15 protein-coding genes are annotated in these 20,362 nt (G+C 63.3%); 7 read left to right on the top strand and 8 right to left on the bottom strand.

The window, feature by feature from the left end; genetic code table 11:
• Nucleotides 1-26: 26 nt before the first annotated feature.
• From treY to ACWHXT_RS13200, 7 genes are all read right to left on the bottom strand, one after another.
• Nucleotides 27-2,843, bottom strand: a complete 2,817-nt coding sequence (gene treY / locus ACWHXT_RS13230) for a malto-oligosyltrehalose synthase (protein WP_447956180.1) — start codon at nt 2,841-2,843, stop codon at nt 27-29.
• Nucleotides 2,836-4,992 (bottom strand): 4-alpha-glucanotransferase, encoded by a 2,157-nt coding sequence (malQ, locus tag ACWHXT_RS13225; protein WP_447956179.1) that lies wholly within the window; start codon nt 4,990-4,992, stop codon nt 2,836-2,838. Before malQ ends, treY begins: the two co-directional genes overlap by 8 nt.
• Nucleotides 4,989-6,803 (bottom strand): malto-oligosyltrehalose trehalohydrolase, encoded by a 1,815-nt coding sequence (gene treZ, locus ACWHXT_RS13220; protein WP_447956178.1) that lies wholly within the window; start codon nt 6,801-6,803, stop codon nt 4,989-4,991. Before treZ ends, malQ begins: the two co-directional genes overlap by 4 nt.
• Before the next feature lie 13 nt (nt 6,804-6,816).
• A complete protein-coding gene (gene glgA / locus ACWHXT_RS13215) occupies nt 6,817-8,502 on the bottom strand; it encodes a glycogen synthase GlgA (protein ID WP_447956177.1) in 1,686 nt (561 codons plus the stop codon).
• A 469-nt stretch (nt 8,503-8,971) separates the two neighbouring features.
• On the bottom strand, nt 8,972-9,904 hold the full coding sequence (locus ACWHXT_RS13210; protein ID WP_447956176.1) for a lysine exporter LysO family protein: 933 nt from the start codon (nt 9,902-9,904) through the stop codon (nt 8,972-8,974).
• Entirely contained in the window at nt 9,905-10,618 is a 714-nt protein-coding gene (locus ACWHXT_RS13205; protein ID WP_447956175.1) for a hypothetical protein, read from the bottom strand.
• A 94-nt stretch (nt 10,619-10,712) separates the two neighbouring features.
• Nucleotides 10,713-11,648: a 2-hydroxyacid dehydrogenase gene (locus tag ACWHXT_RS13200; protein ID WP_447956174.1), complete on the bottom strand. Its 936-nt coding sequence runs from the start codon at nt 11,646-11,648 to the stop codon at nt 10,713-10,715.
• Between the two features lie 134 nt (nt 11,649-11,782).
• Between ACWHXT_RS13200 and ACWHXT_RS13195 the strand changes: the two genes are divergently transcribed.
• From ACWHXT_RS13195 to ACWHXT_RS13175, 5 genes are all read left to right on the top strand, one after another.
• Nucleotides 11,783-12,154, top strand: coding sequence for a hypothetical protein (locus tag ACWHXT_RS13195; protein WP_447956173.1), 372 nt, complete (start codon nt 11,783-11,785; stop codon nt 12,152-12,154).
• A complete protein-coding gene (locus ACWHXT_RS13190) occupies nt 12,142-12,786 on the top strand; it encodes a DNA topoisomerase IB (protein ID WP_447958047.1) in 645 nt (214 codons plus the stop codon). The genes ACWHXT_RS13195 and ACWHXT_RS13190 overlap by 13 nt, the downstream gene beginning before the upstream one ends.
• A 203-nt stretch (nt 12,787-12,989) precedes the next feature.
• Entirely contained in the window at nt 12,990-14,189 is a 1,200-nt protein-coding gene (gene doeA / locus ACWHXT_RS13185) for an ectoine hydrolase DoeA (protein ID WP_447956172.1), read from the top strand.
• A gap of 35 nt (nt 14,190-14,224) precedes the next feature.
• Nucleotides 14,225-15,256, top strand: a complete 1,032-nt coding sequence (doeB, locus tag ACWHXT_RS13180) for a N(2)-acetyl-L-2,4-diaminobutanoate deacetylase DoeB (RefSeq protein ID WP_447956171.1) — start codon at nt 14,225-14,227, stop codon at nt 15,254-15,256.
• A gap of 8 nt (nt 15,257-15,264) precedes the next feature.
• On the top strand, nt 15,265-15,741 hold the full coding sequence (locus tag ACWHXT_RS13175) for an Lrp/AsnC family transcriptional regulator (protein WP_447956170.1): 477 nt from the start codon (nt 15,265-15,267) through the stop codon (nt 15,739-15,741).
• Here the strand turns inward: ACWHXT_RS13175 and ACWHXT_RS13170 are convergent.
• Nucleotides 15,738-16,952: a GGDEF domain-containing protein gene (locus ACWHXT_RS13170; RefSeq protein ID WP_447956169.1), complete on the bottom strand. Its 1,215-nt coding sequence runs from the start codon at nt 16,950-16,952 to the stop codon at nt 15,738-15,740. The genes ACWHXT_RS13175 and ACWHXT_RS13170 overlap by 4 nt on opposite strands.
• Before the next feature lie 379 nt (nt 16,953-17,331).
• On the opposite strand from ACWHXT_RS13170, the gene ACWHXT_RS13165 reads away from it, so the two are divergent.
• Nucleotides 17,332-18,828, top strand: a complete 1,497-nt coding sequence (locus tag ACWHXT_RS13165) for an NAD-dependent succinate-semialdehyde dehydrogenase (protein WP_447956168.1) — start codon at nt 17,332-17,334, stop codon at nt 18,826-18,828.
• Between the two features lie 69 nt (nt 18,829-18,897).
• Nucleotides 18,898-20,331: an aminotransferase gene (locus ACWHXT_RS13160; RefSeq protein ID WP_447956167.1), complete on the top strand. Its 1,434-nt coding sequence runs from the start codon at nt 18,898-18,900 to the stop codon at nt 20,329-20,331.
• Nucleotides 20,332-20,362 lie beyond the last annotated feature (31 nt).

Below are 20,362 nucleotides of genomic sequence, written 5' to 3'. Positions count from 1 at the left end.
CAACTCTCCCTGCGCCTTGCGCGCTGTCATTGCTCATCGGGGGTGAAAGCGTTCGCGTCGCCGTCACTCCCCGAACTGTCTTCATTTAGAAATACCCCCACCGGCAGCGTGGACAGCAGCTCACCAAGCGGGATCGCCTCGCCCTGGGATGCCACGCTTGCCATGGTCAGTACGCTACGCCAGCGCCCCGGCACGCCCTCGAGGCGCGTGTCGCCCCAGTGCGGCAGGGGCTGGTCGCTCGAATCCAGCAGCGCCGCGCTCAGGCGCGGGACCACCACCAGCAGCGTTTGCCCGTTATAGCGGCGAAGAAACGCCACCACGCGCTCGGCGTGCTCGCCGCTGGCTGAAAGGGGCTGATAGCTACCCTTTAAAAACAGCGCCGGATAGCGGCCTCGAAGGGCCAAAAGCCTGGCCGTCACCAACTGCTTGATGTGCCCGTCCGGCCAGCTTTCCAGCGCCTGCTCTAGAGCCGGGGCGCTTGAAAGCGCGGCCTGTCGCGCGGCGTAATCCACCGGGCGGCGGTTGTCCGGGTCGACCAGGCTGTAATCCCAGAAATCGTTGCCCTGATAAAGGTCGGCGACGCCGGGCACGCTCAGGCGCAGCGCCGTTTGTGTCAGGCCGTTAACCGCGCCGGGCAGATCGAGCATTCGCGCCGCGCGGTGAAGGCCGTCGCGCAGTGCAGGCGTGGTGAGAAGCCCCTCCAAAAAGCGCCGGCACGCCTGCTCGTAGGCGTCGTTGGGCCAGAGCCAGTGGCTTTTAAGCTTCGCCTCGCGCAGCGCCTTTTGCTGCCACTCGCCCAGGCGCTGGATGAACGTCGCCATGGCCTGGGTATCCTGTGTGTTCTGGGTGTCCCGGGGGGCGAGGGTGGGCGGCCAGGCGGCGACAATGATCTGGTAAAGCAGCAGTTCATCGCCGGGCGAAGGCGCCACACCGTCCGCAAGCGTCTGGCGCAAGGGCGCGGCCAGGGCGCGCCATTCGCCCACAAGACGCGTGAAGCGCGGGGCGTGTTCGCTCAAGGCAGCAAGCCGGGCGCGAACGTCCTCGCCGCGCTTGTGGTCGTGGGTGGCGGTGGTCACCATGGCAGAGGGAAACGCCTGGGCGCGCTGGGCGTTGGCGGCGTGAAAGCGCGCCGGCGTATGGTGGAAGTGTTCGCCGTCGAAACCCACGTCGTTTCGCGATAGCAGCGCGGCGCTGCGATACCCCGCCGTATCCTCCACCGCCTTGGCGGCCACCGGCGAGGTGAGCTGTTGAAAGCGCACGATGGCGCGGTTTCTGAGCGCGCGCTCGGCCTTGTCGGTGCAGCCTCGGGGTGCTTCGCCCCCCAGCCAGCGCGCCAGCGCCTCGAGGGTGTCGCGATCCGGCGGGCTCAGCGCGCGTCTGGCCCCGGCCATCGCCTCCTGAAAAAACGCCTCGTCCGCCGGGGGGCGGCCGCTGTCATCGGCGTAGCTGCGGTAGATGGGAAAGTGCACCACCAGGGCGTACAGCGCCCGGCGGATAGAGCCCAGCGTGATGTCGCGGTGCGAAAGACCGGCGCGGGCCACCGCGTGAAGCGCCCGGGCGCAGGCGGCGTATTCGCTTGCCAGCAACGAGGTGAGGATTTCGCCCCGGGCCTGGCGTACTTCCTCCATGAACGTAAGCGCGCGGCCGCTGACGTCGCGCCACAATGCGCGAAAGGGCTGCTCCCCCGCCGGGTCGTGCATGAGCCCCGACACCTCGTTCATGAACTCGTAGCCGCTGGTGCCGTCCACGCCCCAATCCGTATGCAGCGTTTCACCGACGCCGAGAATTTTCTCGACATACAGCGCCACCCGCCGCGGCGCCTCGGTGGGTCGGCTCGCCTCCAGCGCGTCCAGCCGGCTGCGCAGGCGCAGGCAGTAGCCTCGCGGGTCGGCCAGCCCGTCGACGTGGTCGATGCGCAGGCCATCCACCCAGCCTTCTTTTACCAGGCGAAGCGGCAGGGCGTGCACGGCGTCGAAGATCCCGGGGTTTTCGATGCGTAGCCCGCCAAGCTCGGTAACATCGAAAAAGCGCCGCCAGTTGATCTCGTCGCTGGCGGTGCGCCAGTAGGCCAGCCGGTAGTGCTGGCGCGAAAGCAGCGCGTGCAGCCGGGTCATGCCATGCGGGTCGCTTGCCTTGAATAACGCCAGTACGCCCTCGAGACAGGCGCGGGCGTCCGGCGCGTCGAGCACCTGGTTCAACTGGGCACAGGCCTGGCCCGCCTGCATGGCCGGGGGCGCCTTATGGGCCAGGGAGTCGAAAAACGCGGCCTGCTCATGAAGCGCGCTGTGCTCGGCGAAGCGCAGGATGTCGCCGTAATGGCGCGGGTCGATGGGAAAGCGGTGCTCGTGGTAGGCAACGTGAAAGCCGCCCTGGTCAAAGCGCAGGCAAAGCTCGCCGGCGGCCAGCGTCTGTTGGTAGGGTGCGCCCAGAAACGGCGCCAGCAGCTTGCCTTTCAACAGCGGGTCGGGGGAATCCCAGTCGATATCGAAAAACCCGGCATAGGCGCTCTGCTCACCCCAGGTCAGCACGTCCTGCCACCAGGGGTTTTCCGAGCCGCCCACGGCGAGGTGATTGGGCACGATATCCAGTACCAGCCCCATCTGGTGGGCGCGAAGCGTCTCGACCAGCGCCTTGAGCGCCGCTTCACCACCGACTTCGTCGTCGATACGCGTGGGGTCGACGCCGTCGTAGCCGTGTGGCGAGCCCGCCCGCGAGGCCTGAAGCGGCGAGGCGTAGAGGTGGCTCACCCCGAGCGCGGCGAAGTGCGCCACCAAACGCTCGGCATCCCAAAGCGTGAAGCCCTTGTGAAACTGGAGCCGAAGCGTTGCGCGAATCTCATTCATGGAAAGGCCCCTTGCTGGGCGCGGTTTTAGGCTCGGCTTCGGACGCCGGCGAATCGATGGGGCGCTGGCGCCTGGCCTGGGCAAAACGCTCGAGACGCTGGCGTGTTTGCAGGCAGGAGAAAAGCGACGGGCTGTCGGCGGCCAGGCGGCGGCGCCAGTTGGGGTGCTGCTCGCCGCTGTTGGGCAGGTTCGGCTGCTCCTCCAGACCCAGAATGTCCTCGATGGGAATCAGCACCAGCGGTGCCGAGGTGGCGGCCAGGTGGTCAAGGCAGGCATCGATCACCCGCGAGGCGGGAATGTCGGCGGCGGCAAGCGCGTCAGGGGCGGACGAGGCGCTGAGAAGCCCGATAGTGCTCGCCAGGCGCCCTCGCTCCTGTTTGCGGGCAGCCTCTTCGGTTGCGCTGCTCTGGTCGGGCTTCAAGAGCCCGAGCTTACTTCGCCACTGGATGTCGCGGCCCGCCCACCAGCCCGCCACCGTTGGCAGGTCGTGGGTCGTGGTGGTGGCAAGCGCGGCGTCGGACCACTGGTCAGCGCTCAGAAAGCGCTGCTGGTCGTCCTGCTCGAACCAAAGCACCTGCATGCCGAGAATGCCCCGGGCGGCGAGGGCCTCGCGAAAGTCCGGTGCCACGGTGCCCAAATCCTCGCCGATGACGATCGCCTGGTGGCGAAAGGACTCCAGCGCGACCAGGCGCAGCAGATCCTTTAGCGGGTAGCGCAGATAGCCACCGGCGCCTGGTGAAGCACCCGCGGGCACCAGCCACAGGCGCTGCAGGCCCAAAACGTGATCGATTCTGAGCCCGCCGGCGTGGGCGAAACCGCAGCGCAGCATGTCGATGAAGCTTTGAAAGCCCGAGTGCACGAGCCCCCAGGGCGAGAAGGCCGCAAGGCCCCAGTCCTGCCCGTCGGCGTTGAACAGATCCGGCGGCGCGCCGATCGAAAGGCCGTCGAGCATCTCGCCCGGGCGGCTCCAGGTCTGGCTGCCCGCCGGGTCGACGCCGACCGCCAGATCGGCGATCAGCCCGACCCTCATGCCCGCTTGCCGGGCGCTTTGATGCGCGCGCTCGAGCCCTTCGGCGGTGAGCCACTGGAGAAAGGCGTGAAAGCCGATCTCGAGGGTATGGCGTTGGGCGAAGGCCGTGACCGCTTCGCTTTGCGGATCGCGCAAGGCCTCTGTCCAGGCGTGCCAGTCGCCGGGGCCGTTGATCTGTTGAAGGGCCTCGAAGCGGCAGTGATGTTCGAGCGCCTCGCCGCCGGCCTGGCGAAACGCCTGCAACTGGTCGCGCCATTGCCGCGCTTGCGGGTCATCGCCGTTGATGACGTCATCGTACAGAAAACGCAGCCAGCCAAGCTTGGCCCGGGCCGCCTCCGGCCAGTTAACGAACGCCTCGGCTTCGAGGGCGGCAAGTTTCTGCTGCGTGTGACCATGCGCCTTGGCGCGTGCGACCGCGGTCTCGCCCAGCAGCGTCTCCGGGGCGCAGTGAAGCACGTTGTAAAGCAGCCGGCTGGAGGGGGAGTAGGGGCTGTAGTGATGCACATTGGCGCTGAACATGGCGTGGGTGGGGCTGATCGCCAGGGCGTCCGCCCCCAGCTCCCCAAGCTGAGCAGCACTTTGGGCGAGCGCCTCGAGATCCCCGATCCCGCCGTCGCCGGGCCGGCGCAGTGCGTAGAGCTGAACCGCCGCACCCCAAAGCCGTGGCGGTGCGCTTTGGGCCGCATCCGCCGGGGTGAAGCAGCGCGGCGGCGCTACGGCCAGGGTGAGCGTGGCGCGCTCGATCGTCAGCCGGTGGTAGCCCGGCGCGTCGATGGCGGGCACGCGAGAGGCCTCATCGAGTGTCCCCTCACGGCGCTCCCCGCTTTCCAGAACGAGGGCGAACGGTGTGCCCGGGGCAAGCGGCGAAGGGAGCGGGGTGGGGGCGTCGACATCTGCGGTAATCAGCGCCGGCCAGTCATCCGGGCTTCGCCAGGCACTCATTCGAGCCAGGCGTTGGTGGCTTTCGGCGATCGCGGCGGCGGAGTCGGTGGCAAAGCCAAGACTATCGAGCAGACGGTGCTGGGCATCCAGGGAGAGCCGGCAGGCGGCGCCATCGCTGTCCTCCCACTCGAGCAGCAGCCCGGCTGCCTGAGCAAGATCCTGAAGGGGAGTATTCATGGCGTGTCTCCGTGTTCGCCGGTCATCAGCCACGCCGCCGCCGAGCGCGGGGGCAGCCGGCCCGTCTCGGCGGTGCTTGCCACGCCGTCGCGGCTTTCGCATAAATGCGTTTCCAGGCGCAGCGACTGGCTTTCAAGCATTGTGCTCTCCACGTCGGTCTCGCCCAGGTTGATCGCGATCACCAGCTGTGCGCCGTCGCCCAGACGCCAGCGGGCGAGTACGGCTTTGTCGCCCAAAACATCCGCCCCCAGCGATCTTGCCCCTTCCAGGCGCGGTACGACCTGGAGATGGCGCAGGGATAAAAGCGTGCGGTAGCGCTCGAGGATGGCATGGTGGGGCGCTAGCGTTCGCGCCTGGAAATCCGGCAGCGAGGCATCGAAGGTGTCGGGGGCGTTGGGGTCGGGGATGTGCTCGCGAGCCTTGGCGTCCTTGAACGCGGCGAAGTCGGCGAACTCCGCCCGGCGCCCTTCGCGCACCGCCTCGGCCAGGGTTTCGTTGTGATCGGTGAAAAAGAGAAACGGGCGCTTCGAGCCCCACTCTTCGCCCATGAACAAAAGCGGCACCATGGGCGAGAGCAGCAGCAAGAGGGTGGCCGCGGCCAGCGCATCCGGGTCGGCGAGCACGCTCAGGCGCTCGCCCAGCGCCCGGTTACCGGTCTGGTCGTGGTTTTGCAAAAACGCCACGAACGCGGTGGGGGTAAGGTGAGCGCTGGGCTCGCCGCGGGGCCGCCCGTGGCGCGAGGCCGCGCCCTGGTAGATGAACCCCTCGTTCAAACAACGCGCAAGGCGCTGAGTGGGCGCCTCGGTGAAGTCGCCGTAATAGCCCTCGCTTTCGCCGGTTAGCAAAACGTGCATCACGTTGTGCCAGTCGTCGTTCCACTGCGCGGTGAATAGCGGCGCTTCGAGCAGCGAGGCGCTGTTGGCCTCGTTTTCGAGCACCAGGTGCACGTGGCGATCAGTGGGGATCACTCGGCGAATCGTCTCGGCGAGTTCCACCAGAAAATCCTGCTCGCCGATGGCGTGCACGGCGTCGAAGCGCAGCCCGTCCAGGCGGTACTCCGTGAGCCACATCAGGGCGTTGTCGATGAAAAAGCGGCGCACCATGGGCGCGCGAAAGTCGATGGCGGGGCCCCAGGGGGTGTCGACGTCGTCGCGAAAGAAGCCGGCGGCGTAGTGGGCCAGGTAGTTGCCGTCCGGGCCGAAGTGGTTGTACACCACGTCGAGAAAGACCGAGAGCCCCAGGCCGTGGGCCTCATCGATCAGCGCTTTCAACTCGTCGGGTGTGCCGTAGCTTGCCTGAACCGCGTAGGGCAGCACGCCGTCATATCCCCAGTTGCGCGTGCCGGGGTAAGCGGCCACCGGCATCAGCTCGATGGCGGTGACGCCCAACGTCTGCAGGTGGCCCAGGTGCGCGCGCACGCCGTCGAACCCACCGAGTGCGCCCGCATGAAGCTCGTAAAGCACGGTTTCTCGCCAGGGCCGGCCCCGCCATTGTGTGTGGCGCCAGACATAGTGGGCCGGGTCGATCACCACGCTCGGCCCATGAATATCTCCTGCCTGAGCCCGGGCGGCCGGGTCGGGGACGTTCAGCGTGCCTTCCGGCGTGACGACCCGGTAGCTATAGCGCGCGCCGTGGCCACAGGCAAGCTCGGCGCTGACGCAACCATTGGCCTCTTTTGCCATGGTGACCCGCTCGAATCCTTGTACCTCGAGTTCGACCTGTTCGGCATCCGGTGCCCACAGAACGAACCGCGTTCGACCGTCGTCGAGCACGTTGGCCCCCAGGGCGGGGCGCTGACTGCGTTCTTGCATCGCTTCGACTCCTTCAAAGACGCTGCGTCGTGATGCGTTCGGCCTCGATGGCCTGCTGATAGAGCCTGGTGTAGGGAATGATGGACTGGCGCCAGTGGTAGCGTCCGGTCATGGCGGCGCCGCGCATGGCGTTAAAAAGGTCCGTGCATTTATGTACGGCGAAGGCGCGCTGGATGGCGCGCATGTAGCTTCCGAACTGCATGTCGTCGAACAGAAAACCGGTCACCCCGTCCTCGATGGTATCGGCAAGCCCGCCGGTGCGGTGGGCGATGGGCAGCGAGCCAAAGCGCTGGGCGTACATCTGGCTCAACCCGCAGGGTTCGAAGCGCGAAGGCATGAGCAGAAAATCGCTGCCGGCGAAGAGGCAGCGCGCCTGGTACTCGTCGAAGCCGATATAGGCGGCCACGGCGCCTTGATAGCGCCGCGCCAGCGCGCGAAGCGCCTGCTCCACGTCATGCTCACCGCAGCCCATGAAAACGATTTGCCCCCCGGCCTCGACGATCGCCTTGGTGGCCTCGATGGTCAGGTCCAGCCCCTTTTGATGAACCAGGCGCGAGATCACCACGAACAGCGGCCCGGCACCCGGTAATAACCCGTAGCGCAGGCGTACGTAATCGGCGTTGGCGCGCTTTCCGCGCCAATCGTTGGAGGAGAACGCCTGAATCAGATGGCTGTCGGTGCGCGGGTCCCAGGAGTCGTCGATACCGTTGGGGATACCGCTCAAGCGCCCCTGGTCGGCCTTGCAACGAAGAAGGCCGTCCAGCCCGCAGCCGAATTGGGGCGTGGTGATCTCCTGGGCGTAGGTGGCACTCACCGTGGTGACGCGGGAGGCGTAGTTGATACCGGCTTTCATGAAGGAGAGATCGCCGTAATACTCGACGCCATCGATATTGAAGGCGTGCTCTGGAATGCCCAGCGCCGCCCGCCGGGAGCCGTCGAAAAGCCCTTGATAGGCCAGGTTGTGAATCGTAAAGATGCAGGGCATCGGCGCGTTCTGCCAATGCAGATAAGCCGGGGCGAGGCCGCAGGCCCAGTCGTTCAGGTGCAACAGTTTGGGCTGCCAATCGAGCCCCGCCAGGCCCTGGGCAATATCCGCCGCTGCCTTGGAGAGCCGGGCGAAGCGGATGTCGTTATCCGCCCAGCCGGTGTCTTGGCCATCGCCGTAGCCGCTGGAGCCGCGCCCGTAGGGCGTGCCTTCGCGATCGAAGAGTTCCGGGCAGAGCAGGACGTAGACGATCAGACCGTCGCGGCAAGTGATCTGGCCGATCTTGCACGCTGGCAAGTCGGCGAAGGCGGCAAGCTCGCCGACCGGCGTGATCACGACATCGGCGGTGAGGATATCGCGGTAACCCGGAATCAGTACGCGGACATCGTGATGTGCCGATAGGGCCCGAGGGAGGGCCGAGGAAACGTCACCCAGCCCACCCACCTTGACGAAGTCGCTCATCTCGGTGGTAACGAAAAGTACTGATTTGGAGGGCGAATCGTCAAACGGTGGGCGGCGAGTAATCGAAGTGTTATCTGAAGTTGTCCGATGTCGTCCGATGACGTTTTTTTCTGAGTTATAACGCGTCGTCTTCAAGCGGGCATTCAAGGAAGTGTTTATTTTATAAGATGTTGGCGTTTTATAGTTTATTTTTGAACTCACTTGAGAATCGGCTTTATGACTGCTTTTATTGCCCAATACCCCCTCGTCCATGCTCAACCTCCCCGGTTATCATGGTAGATACTGTTGGATTAGATAACTCATTATCTCGGCGACGTTCCTGTCGACCGCCCGCGCCAAGCACTGTGGCGGGTTTTCTCTATTACTTTAGTCGAAAAAAATAATAAAGCTGTAAGCTTTTGGCTATCCATAACGTTGGTTAACCAATATTTTTATTGTTTTGTTGATTTATACTTAGCAATCTCTTGGGTTGAGTTAAAACAAATGCTTTTAATGCATGACGTTAGAGTGCTTTTTATAACACCGGTTAGCATTCGATAGAGGCTGAAGTTTTTGTTTTTTTAAATCGAGAACAAAATGATTCGAGGGTAGAAAGGAAAGTAAGAGAGTTAAGCAGGGCGTTGATTTGCAATGTTCGATGGGAAGGTCTGATGCGAAAAGCTCGATTTGAAAGATACCGAGGCTTTGACACACGGCGGCGGGGCGCCGTGTGTCACAGACCCTAAGGGGATAGCGAGAGAAAAAAGAGTATCAGGGGAGGGGACAGAAGCGACAAAATGAATCCGCTGACCACCGCGACCGGCACGCAGGCCACGCCGCCGTGCTGCTGGATGACCGGCAGAGTGAAGTCCATCGAGGTGGCGCCGCCGAACCCGATGGCCAGGGCGGCGTGGCGGTGGATGATCAGTGGAATCAAGATAAACGCCAGAAGCTCCCGGGCCAGGTCGTTGAAAAATGCAACGCCGCCGAGCAGGGGCCCCAGCTGGTCGCCGATCAAAATGGCGGACAGCGAATACCAGCCAAACCCCGAGGCCAGGGCCAGGCCTTCGCTCACGCTTAGCGAGAGAAGCGGCGCGGCGACAGCGCCGGCCAGCAGCGAGCTTGCGGCAAGCGTCACCGCGATGGCAAGCCCCAGCCGGTTGAGCAGAATTTGCTTGAGCGCCATGCCGGAGTTGCGCAGTTGGCAGCCAATCAGCGCAAGCAGCGCGTAAAGCGCCCACTCGGCCAGCGTATCCGCCGTGGCAAATACGCCGCGGCCCAGAACCGGGGCGAGCAAAAGCCCGGCGGCCACCCCGGCCACCACCGTGACCAGCAACAACAGCGACCCTTGCATAGCGGCAAGCTTGCTGGCCGGCGCATCCTTGACCACCGGTGAGGTGCCGGCCTTGAGGGCCATCCGGCGTGATAGCCACCCCAGGGCTGCCAGGTTGAACACGGCGGTAAGGCTGAAAAGTATCAGGGCACTTGCGCCCAGGCGCGAAAGCTCGCCGGCCAGGTTTTCGAGCCCGGCCAGGCTTACGCCCATCAGCAGCAAAATGAGATACACCGAAGCGCTAACGCCCCGGTTGATCAGGTGCTGGAGGTAGGGTGAGCGAACGCGCACCAGATAGCCCCCGATCAGGGGCAGTAGAACGATCAATAAACCCGTGAGCATTTAGGGGGCGGCGCCATCGCTTGGGGTGAACTCGGTCAACGTGATCGCGGTATCCCGGCGGCCGTCCTTGAAGTACTCCACCGAGAGAATCAGCCCGGGCCACTCGGGGGCGAAGCTGATTTCCATATGGCGGTCGGGTTTCTCGACATCCGTAAGCGTCACGCTCTGGGTATCGAACTCGCCGGCGGGTACGTCAACGGTGGCGGTATCGTTGGTATAGTACTGAAAATGTTCGTCGCGGCCGCGATGATCGAGAAACTCGAGTTCGCAGGGCGCCCGTTGGGTGCACTCTTCAGAACCGGCGCGGCGGGAAAGGTCGAACAGTGCGGCCTGGCGGTCGAGTGCCGTGAGTTCACTTTCACCCAGTTGGTAGCTATCGCCCACGCCGAACAGCGAGTAGCTGCTCGAGTACAAAAGCGAACGGGTGGTGTCATCGTCGACGGTAAAGCGGCTTCGCTCCTCGCCTTTGGCAACGGCGACGGAGAAGCGCATGCTGCTCAACCAGTGGCTTCCTTCCTGGCTCAGCGTATGGCGCACCGTAGCGCCGGGCCAGTTGCGAACCTCGAGGCGGTAGCGCGCTTCAAAAGGGCGCGGATCGTTGAAGCCCGTCTCTTCGCTGGAGACGGCGGTAGGGGCACTTCCCATCCCCAGGGCGGCGAGCAGCAACGCGCCGAGTCGTCGGGGTTTGGACATCGCTTTCAAAATACGGGGCACAGGTTCCACTCCTTTGTGTGCAAATCGTCCCTAAGAGCCTCGAACCAGGCACTTCGTTCACGTCAGGCCTTTCATTATGGGCATCTGGCGTGCGCTAGTAGCCGTTTTCCGGGTTGACCGTGGCAAGTGACTCTCCATCCTCGAAGGCGTGAAGGTAGGAGATGACCTGGTCGATGGCATCCACAAGCGGCGTGGGGGCCGCCATATGCGGCGTAATAATAACACGCGGATGTTGCCACAGGGCATGCTCGGCGGGCAGCGGCTCCTGCTCGAACACATCGAGTAGCGCTCCGCGTAAATGCCCCGGCGCCTGGCCATCGCCCAGCGCCTCGATCAGCGCGTTTTCGTCGATCAAGCTGCCCCGGCCCGGGTTGATCACGCTGGCGCCTTTTGGCAGTCGATGAAGACGCTCGGCGTTTAAAATATGCCGGGTCGCCGGGGTGTCCGGCAAAATGGTCACCACGCTGCGTACCTGGCTTAAAAGCTCATCGAGGCCCGCCTCGCCGTGCAGGCAGCGAACGTTTTTCAACTCCTTTGGCGAACGGCTCCAGCCGAGCACCGGAAAGCCCGACTGATAAAGCGCCGCCGCCACCGAGCGGCCGATTGCCCCCAGGCCCAAAACGCCGACCGGCCACTGGGATTTCTCCACGACTTCCTGGGTTTGCCACTGCGCGCTGGGCTGCTGGGCCGCGTAGCGGTCCATGCTGCGGTAAAAGTGCAGCACCCCGTAAAGCACGTAGTCGGCCATCAGCTCGCCCATGCCGGCATCGCGCAGTTTGACGATCGGCACATTGGCGGGGCGCTCGGGGGTGTTCAAAAGATGATCTACGCCGGCGCCCAGGTTGATGATGCCCTTGAGCGCCGTTTGCTCGGCCAGTAAATAGCCCGGCGCTTTCCAGACCGCCAGATAGTCGGCGCCCAGCCGATCCGCCTTTGGGGCGTCGCTTGTGAGCACGGTGGCCTTCGGGAACGCCTCTAAAAGGGCGGCTTGCCACTGCTGGGCCTGGTCGGTATGTACCACTATTTTCATGAAGCGCTCCTCGAAATCGCATGTTGCGGGTTACCAGCTATCATGGGTTAAGTGGGGTAAGGGCTGCAAGGAGGCGGCCGTGCCCCGGCGCGCGCTCAAAGGCGCGCTTTCGCCATCGGGAAAGGAGATCCAGCATGACGACCAGCGCCCAAGTAGTCACCCGCCAACGCAGTGGCAAGGGCTTTACCTACCGCACCGAAGACGGTGAAACGCTCAAGGACACCCAGTGGCGCGAGTGGATCAAATCGCTTGCCATTCCACCGGCCTGGCGGGACGTCGAGATCACGCTCGATAAGCGCCATCACATTTACGCCACCGGCCGCGACGACGCCGGTCGCAAGCAGTACGTTTACAACCCCAAGTGGCGCGAGAAGCGCGAGGCGAAGAAATTCGATCGGATGATCGCCTTCGCCCAAAAGCTTACGCCGATGCGCCGGGTGACCGGCCAGCACCTGCGCCAAAAGGCCTTCCCCGGGAGAAAGTCTTGGCCTGCATGGTGCGCCTGATCGACAGCGCCTACTTCCGCCCGGGCAGCGAGCGCTACCGTCAGCAAAACGACTCATATGGACTCACCACCATGCGCTCCAAGCACTTGACCATCGATGGCGACGAGCTGATTTTCGACTACCGGGGTAAAAGTGGCCAAAACCAGCACCGGGTAGTCGAGGACGCGCGCCTGGCAAGCGTGGTGGCCGAGCTCGACGACACGCCAGGCTATGAAATCTTCAAATACTTCGACGAAAACGGCAACAAGGTGCGCGTGGATAGCCAGGATCTCAACGACTATATCCACGAGGTGATGGGCGAAGCCTTTAGCGCCAAGGATTTTCGCACCTGGGCGGGCACCTCGATTGCCGCCCTGGCGCTCGAGGAGCTGGGCTTCGACGACGATGAAAAGATCAGCGAAAAGAACGTGCGCCAGGCCGTCGAAAAGGTCGCCAAGTCGCTGGGCAATACGCCGAGTATCGCCAAGGCGAGCTATATCGACCCGCGGGTCGTGGAGAGCTACCTGGACGGCCAGACGCTGGAAAACTTTCGTCAGCTGGTCGACGTCGAGCTCGAACACGACGATCTGACCGGCCCGGACGAGCGCGCCGTACTCGAACTTTTGAGAAGCCGCCTTGCGCGTAAAAAGTAGCGCCAGGCGGTGGATGTCTTCTCTAACCCCCTGGTGGGCATCGATTCGCGCCCCAAAGGGGTTTTTGATAAAGGCTTTGACCAGTAGCCAAGGGTGGGTGCTAGTATCGGCTAAAGACGACGTTTTGGCGGCGCTCGCGCCAAAGCGTCGCTGCATTGGCCCAGCAAGCTGGTTTTTAGTGATTTTTAAGGGCGAGTTACTCGATGAATGAGGTTTCCCTGCCTTTCACTCGCGAAGAGTATGCCAATCGCCTTTGGAAGGTGCGTGCAGAAATGGCCGGCCGCGGCATCGACGTGCTGATCGTCAGCGACCCCTCCAATATGGCCTGGCTAACCGGCTATGACGGCTGGTCGTTCTACGTGCATCAGTGCGTGCTGGTGGGCCTGGAAGGGGAGCCGGTCTGGTTCGGGCGCCGTATGGACGCCAACGGGGCGCTTCGCACCTGCTGGATCGACCCGGACAACATCACCTATTACCCCGACTACTACGTGCAAAACCCGGACATGCACCCGATGGAGTATCTAGCCCAATCGGTGATGCCCGGGCGCGGCTGGCACACTGGCGTGGTGGGTATGGAGATGGACAACTACTACTTCTCCGCCAAAGCGTACCAGAGCCTTTTACGCGAGCTGCCCCACGCGCGTTTCATGGACGCCAACGCGCTGGTCAACTGGTGTCGGGCCATCAAATCCCCCCAGGAAATCGCCTACATGCGCGTGGCGGGTAAAATCGTCGAGGGCATGCACTCGCGGATCATCGAAGTCGTCGAGCCCGGGCTTCCCAAAAGCAAGCTGGTCTCCGAAATCTATCGGGTGGGTATCGAAGGGTTCGTGGACGAAACCGGCAAGGTCTTCGGCGGTGACTACCCGGCCATCGTGCCGATGCTGCCCACCGGCAAGGACGCCGCCGCCCCGCACCTGACCTGGGACGACACGCCGTTTCGTAAAGGCGAGGGCACCTTTTTCGAGATCGCCGGGGTGTTCAAGCGCTACCACGCGCCGATGTCGCGCACCGTGTTTCTGGGCACACCGCCGACGGATTTCATCCGCGCCGAATCCGCGCTTTTGGAAGGAATCGAAAACGGCCTGGCGGTGGCCAAACCCGGCAACCGCACCGCGGATATCGCGATGGCGCTGGGGGCGGCGATGGACAAGTACGGCTTCGACCGGGGCGGGGCGCGCTGCGGCTACTCGATCGGGCTCTCCTACCCGCCGGACTGGGGTGAGCGCACCATGAGCCTGCGCCCCTCTGACGATACGATTCTCAAGCCCGGCATGACGTTTCACTTCATGCCCGGTCTCTGGGTCGACGAGTGGGGCCTGGAGATCACCGAAAGCATTCTGATTACCGAAACCGGCTGCGAGACACTGGCGAACTTCCCTCGCCAGCTGTTCGTCAAGTAACGCCGCCGATGAACGAATCGACCAAGGATACAGTGATGAGCTCTGAGACGAACACGCAACGGCCAAGCCCGGTTTCCGCCACCGTCGACTTCGAGGCCGACGGCGTTCAGCACGGTTTTTTGAAGCTGCCTATTTCGACGGACGTCTCGGCCTGGGGGGCGGTGATGATCCCGGTGACCGTGGTGAAAAACGGGGATGGCCCCACCGCGCTTTTGACCGGCGGTAACCACGGCGACGAATACGAAGGCATTACCTCGCTGCTCAAGCTTTCCAGCGCGCTGAAAGCGCAAGACGTCACCGGCCGGGTCATCATCGTGCCCTGCATGAATACGCCGGCGGTGATGGCGGGCACGCGGACCTCGCCGATGGACAAGGGGAACCTGAACCGAAGCTTCCCCGGCAATCCGGATGGTAGCGTGACCGCGCAAATTGCCGACTACTTTACCCGGGTGCTGGTGCCGATGAGCGACGTGGTGTTGGACCTGCACTCTGGCGGGCGCACGCTGGACATTCTGCCCTTCGCCGCCTCCCACGTGCTGGATGACAAAGCGCAGCAGCAGGTGGCACTCGAGGGCGCCAAGGCGTTTGGCGCGCCCTACGCCATGGTGATGTTCGAGCTCGACGCCGAGAAACTCTTCGATACCGCCTGCGAGCGCCAGGGCAAAACGTTCGTGGCCACCGAACTGGGCGGCGGCGGCACCTCGACCCCGCAGAGCATGGCGATCACCGAGCAGGGCGTGCGCAACTTTCTGATTCACTACGGGTTGGTGTCGGGCGAGGTCGCCATGCCCAAAGATGGCCAGGTCTATCTCGATATGCCCGATGCGAGCTGCTACGTACAGAGCCAGCATGAAGGCGTGTTGGAGCTGACCGTGGCGCTGGGCGACGCCGTGAAAAAAGGCCAAACCATCGCTTACGTTTACGATATGGCGCGAAGCGGTACCGAGCCCGTGGCCTACCAGGCCGAGCGCGACGGCATTTTGATGGCCCGGCGCGCCCCGTCGCTGATCCATATGGGAGACACGCTGGCGGTGATCGCCGATGTCGTCGACCGTTTGGAGGCGTGAGTAACCGCGTGCTAAAACTCGACCGCTTCGATTTGAAAATCCTCGATATCCTCGGCCGGGATGGGCGCATCACCAAGTCCAAACTGGCCGAGGCGATCAATCTTTCGATCAGCCCCTGCTGGGAGCGGGTCAAGCGCCTGGAGCAGGCGGGGGTGATCGAGGGCTATACCGCGCGCATCAACCCGGACGTGCTGGTGCCGCGCAATACGGTCTGGGTGCAGATCGAGCTAAAAGCGCATAACGCGGAGAGCTTTACGCGCTTCGAGGCGCTGGTGCAGGAAACCCCGGAGGCCACCGAGTGTGTCGCGGTGGGCGGCGGCGTCGATTACCTGGTGAAATTCGAGGCGCGCTCGATCGATAGCTACCAGCGGCTGATGGATCGATGGCTGGTCTCCGATGCCGGTATCGAGCGCTACTTTACCTACATCGTCACCAAGACGGTGAAGAAAAGCGCGGTCGAGATCGGCGCCGCGGATATCCTCTAATCGTCGCTTAGAAGCGACAGCTGAATATCGTCCGGGTCGCCGTAAGGGCCTTCGCCCACCCGGTTGCGCCCGGCGCCTTTCGCGGTATAAAGCGCTTGATCCGCGGCTTTGATCAAACGCGGTAACCCCTCGCCGTGCTCCAGACTCCCCGTGCAGACGCCCACACTGACCGTCACGTACCCCGTGTGGGAGGCCTGGTGGACGATCGCGAGCGCTTCGACGCCGGCCCGTATCTGCTCGGCCAGCAAGGCCCCCGCTTTGGCGCTGTCCGAACTATCGGTATGAAGGACCAAAAACTCTTCGCCGCCGTATCGGCAGGCCGTATCGTGCCGGCCACAGGCGCTTTGAATGGCCCGGGCGATTTGTTGCAGACAGGCGTCGCCTTCGTCATGGCCGTAGGCGTCGTTGAACGCCTTGAAATGGTCCACGTCGATCAAAATGACCGCCGCGAACTTGTCCGGTACGCGCCGATTGCGCGTCAGCGAAGCGGCGTGCCGGTTCAGGCCCCGGCGGTTGGCGAGCCCGGTCAACGGGTCCAGGTGAGAAAGACGGTCCAGCGTCTCGTTACGTTTGGCAAGCTCGACGCGGAGCTCTTCCGCGTTGGCGTGCTGTAAATAGAGCTGCAGCGATTCCGTCGAGAAGCGGTAGTTCGCCAACAGGGTCAATATCAAGGTGGGCACGCCCACCACCAGGTGATTGATCACGTACTCCGTATTGGCGCCGGGTAAAAACCAGATGACGGTGTAAATGCATACGCAATTGAAGAGCGAGGCGACCAGGGTGTACTCGAACGGGTGGGCCAGCACGATGGCCAGCGCGAGCTGAAACACCAGGCCTGCGTAGAAGTAGTGCAGTACGCGCGGGTCGCTGGTGCCCAGCAGGCCCAAACACCATACCAGCAGGGCCAGGCTGACCATGATGGTGCTGGCAAGCTCCTTATGACGAATGGGAACGGGACGTTTTAGATACCAGAACATGAAGGTAGCAAGCGGCGTGGCCACGGCAAAGCGCATTATCGCCGAGTGCAGGCCGGTGTCCGACAGTAGATAGATGTCCACGGGAATGTAGGAGAAATAAAAAATCGTCAGCAGCGCGCTGAGCAGGCGCAACGTGCGAAGCCGCCGGTCGTGGCGGTCGATATCGTAGCGCTCCTTGACCGTGGAGGTGCCATTGGTCTGGGCCAGCAGCTGGAAGTAGGGCAGTCGGTACACAGTGATCTCGTAGGTTATCGCTTTTCTGAGCTACTGCGCGAAGAGAAAGGGAAATTCCTAATTCAAGGGCTGGTAAATTTGGCTGAAAGCCCTTGGGAGGATATTAGCACCAAAGAGCGCGGACCATGGCTTGGTCATATCCGTGAAACCTGCGTTTTAATCGCTTTCGGTCCTTCGCGAAGTGTGCTCGCCAAAAAAAGTAGCGTTAATAGCGGGGCTGGCAAAAAAAGGGCCGCTCGTTGTGCGGGTTTTCAAAAACACTTCGTGCGCGTTTTTCCTTAGGCTGAAATAAGGGCAGGCGGCACGTTTTGCGTCGTCTGCCGATCGTTCACGCGCAGCCAGGCCGTGCTTTAAACGAGACGGCTTAAGGAAAATGTTCATGACCACGCTATCGACAACGCTTGCCAAACGACTGGAGGACCCGCGTCTTTTCCGCCAGTACGCCTACGTGAACGGTCAATGGACCCACGGCGAGGGCGGGCGCGAAGAGGCCGTGGTCGACCCGGCCACCAACGAGGTCATTGGTCATATCCCGCTTCTCGAGGCCCGCCAGGTCACCGCCGCCGTGGATGCGGCGGAAAATGCTTTCGGCCAGTGGCGCCTGCTGCGCGCCGACGAGCGCTGCGAGCGGCTGCTCGCCTGGTATGATCTGATCCAGGCGCACCGCGAAGACCTGGCGATGATCATGACCCTGGAGCAGGGCAAGCCGCTGCCGGACGCCCGGGGCGAGGTCGAGTACGGGGCCAGTTTCGTACGCTGGTTCGCCGAAGAGGGCAAGCGCACCTACGGCGAGACCATTCCCAGTCATATTCCCAACGCAACGCTTGGCACGATCAAGGAGCCGGTGGGAATCGCGGCGATGATCACCCCCTGGAACTTCCCGCTTGCGATGATCACCCGCAAGGCCGCCGCAGCGCTTGCGGCGGGCTGCCCGGTGATCATCAAACCCGCCAACGAGACGCCGTTTTCCGCGCTGGCGCTGGCGGAGCTTGCCGAGCGCGCCGGCATTCCCGCCGGCATTTTCAACGTGGTGCTGGGCGAGCCCGCCGAGGTTTCCAAAATACTGTGCAGCGAACCGCGCATTCGCGCGCTTTCGTTTACCGGCTCCACCCGGGTCGGGCGGCTTTTGATCGAGCAAAGCGCCCACACCGTCAAGCGGCTTTCCCTGGAGCTTGGCGGCAATGCGCCGTTCATCGTCGGCCCGGACATGGACCCGAAAGAGGCGGCTTATGCCGCGGTGAACGCCAAGTTCCAGACCGCCGGGCAGGACTGCCTGGCCGCCAACCGCATTCTGGTCCACGAATCGATCCATGACGCCTTCGTTGCCGAGTTTGCCGAGCGCATGGCCGCACTTACCGTGGGTAACGGCCTGCACAGCGAGAGCGATCTGGGCCCGCTGATTCACCGCCAGGCGGTGGAGAAAGCCGCCGCCATCGTCGACGACGCGATCTCCCAGGGCGCCACCCTGGTGGCCGGCGACCAGCAAGATGCGCCGGGGGAGAATTACTTCATGCCGGTACTGCTCAAAGGCGTCACGCCGAAGATGAAGGTCTGGCGCGAGGAGAACTTCGCCCCGGTGGCCGGTATCACGGCCTACGCCAGCGACGACGAGGTCATCGCCATGGCCAACGACACCGAGTACGGCCTGGCGGCCTACGTCTATACCCACGATATCCGCCGCATCTGGAAACTGATGCGCGCGCTCGAGTACGGTATGGTCAGCGTCAACTCGGTCAAGATGACCGGCCCGCCGGTGCCCTTCGGCGGTGTGAAGCAGTCCGGCCTTGGCCGCGAGGGCGGCGCCACCGGGATCGACGAGTACCTCGAAACCAAATACTACTGCCTCGGGGCGCTGGGCTCGGTTTCCGGAAGCTAAGTGCCGGCTACGACCCATCGACAAGACCCTCCCCTTGTGGGGAGGTTTATTTTTTTCAGAGAGAACGCCATGAGCTTGCACCAGGATCTGATCGAGCGTGACCGTAAGGTCACGTTTCACGCCTCCACCCACCTCAAGGATTTCGCCCAGGGCGACGCTCCGGGCCGGGTCATCACCGGTGGTCAGGGCATCAACATCGTCGACAAGGATGGCCGCGAGTTCATCGACGGCTTCGCCGGGCTATATTGTGTGAATGTCGGCTACGGGCGCACCGAAATCGCCGAGGCGATCTACAAGCAGGCGATGGAAATTTCCTACTACCACACCTACGTGGGCCACGCCAACGAGCCGCAGATCGAGCTCTCCGAGCGCATCCTGAAAGCCGCTGGCATGAACATGTCGAAGGTCTACTACGGCATGTCAGGCTCAGATGCCAACGAAACCCAGCTCAAGATCGTGCGCTACTACAATAATGTGTTGGGCCGCCCACAGAAGAAAAAGGTGATCTCGCGGATGCGCGGCTACCACGGCTCCGGCATCGCCTCCGGGTCGTTGACCGGCTTGAAAGCGTTTCACGACCATTTCGATCTGCCCATCGACACCATTCGCCACACCGAAGCGCCGCATTACTACCTGCGCGCCGCGGAGCAGCACGGCATGACCGAACGCGAATTCTCGGCGTACTGCGCCGAGAAGCTCGAGACGATGATTCTCGAAGAGGGCCCCGAAACCGTAGCAGCCTTCATCGGCGAGCCGGTACTCGGCACCGGCGGTATCGTGCCGCCGCCGGAAGGCTACTGGGAAGCCATTCAGGCGGTGCTCGCTAAGTACGATGTGCTTTTGATCGCCGATGAAGTGGTCTGTGGCTTTGGCCGTACCGGCTCGGAGTTCGGCAGCCACCACTACGCCATGAAGCCGGATCTGGTCACCATCGCCAAGGGACTGACCAGCGCCTACCAGCCGCTTTCCGGGGTGATCGTCGGCGACAAGGTGTGGAAAGTACTCGAGCAGGGCACCGGTGAGTTCGGCCCGATCGGCCACGGCTGGACCTACTCCGGCCACGCTTTGGGGTGTGCGGCGGGGCTTGCCAATCTGGACATCATCGAGCGCGAAAACCTGGTGGGTAACGCCGCAGAAACCGGCAGCTACTTCCAGCAACAGCTCAAGGCCACGTTCGAAGGCCACCCGCTTTTGGGCGACGTGCGCGGTGTGGGCCTGATGGCCGCCCTCGAGTTCTCCCCGGATGCCCGGGAGCGGTTGCACTTCGACCCGGCGTTGAAAGTCGGCCCGCGGGTCGCCGCCGCGGCGCTTGAAGAGAATCTGATCGCCCGGGCCATGCCCCAGGGCGATATTCTCGGTTTTGCGCCGCCGCTGACGATTAATCGCCAGGAAGTGGACGAAGTGATTGCCCGCACCAAACGCGCCGTCGACCGGGTGACCGACGAGCTGACCCGCTCGGGGGATCTCAAAACCGGCGACCAGGAAGCGGCGTTTACCGTTTGAGCCGCTGAGTCTTCATTACCGGCAAGGTTAG

The sequence above is a fragment of the Vreelandella halophytica genome (assembly GCF_968193635.1).
This window is presented reverse-complemented; position numbering and strand designations above follow the sequence as displayed.

Excerpts from the sequence above, each read along its gene's own strand:
- treY (WP_447956180.1), bottom strand. The coding sequence starts at position 2,843 with ATGAATGAGATTCGCGCAACGCTTCGGCTCCAGTTTCACAAGGGCTTC.
- malQ (WP_447956179.1), bottom strand. The coding sequence starts at position 4,992 with ATGAATACTCCCCTTCAGGATCTTGCTCAGGCAGCCGGGCTGCTGCTC.
- treZ (WP_447956178.1), bottom strand. The coding sequence starts at position 6,803 with ATGCAAGAACGCAGTCAGCGCCCCGCCCTGGGGGCCAACGTGCTCGAC.
- glgA (WP_447956177.1), bottom strand. The coding sequence starts at position 8,502 with ATGGACGAGGGGGTATTGGGCAATAAAAGCAGTCATAAAGCCGATTCT.
- ACWHXT_RS13210 (WP_447956176.1), bottom strand. The coding sequence starts at position 9,904 with ATGCTCACGGGTTTATTGATCGTTCTACTGCCCCTGATCGGGGGCTAT.
- ACWHXT_RS13200 (WP_447956174.1), bottom strand. The coding sequence starts at position 11,648 with ATGAAAATAGTGGTACATACCGACCAGGCCCAGCAGTGGCAAGCCGCC.
- ACWHXT_RS13195 (WP_447956173.1), top strand. The coding sequence starts at position 11,783 with ATGACGACCAGCGCCCAAGTAGTCACCCGCCAACGCAGTGGCAAGGGC.
- ACWHXT_RS13190 (WP_447958047.1), top strand. The coding sequence starts at position 12,142 with ATGGTGCGCCTGATCGACAGCGCCTACTTCCGCCCGGGCAGCGAGCGC.
- doeA (WP_447956172.1), top strand. The coding sequence starts at position 12,990 with ATGAATGAGGTTTCCCTGCCTTTCACTCGCGAAGAGTATGCCAATCGC.
- doeB (WP_447956171.1), top strand. The coding sequence starts at position 14,225 with ATGAGCTCTGAGACGAACACGCAACGGCCAAGCCCGGTTTCCGCCACC.
- ACWHXT_RS13165 (WP_447956168.1), top strand. The coding sequence starts at position 17,332 with ATGACCACGCTATCGACAACGCTTGCCAAACGACTGGAGGACCCGCGT.
- ACWHXT_RS13160 (WP_447956167.1), top strand. The coding sequence starts at position 18,898 with ATGAGCTTGCACCAGGATCTGATCGAGCGTGACCGTAAGGTCACGTTT.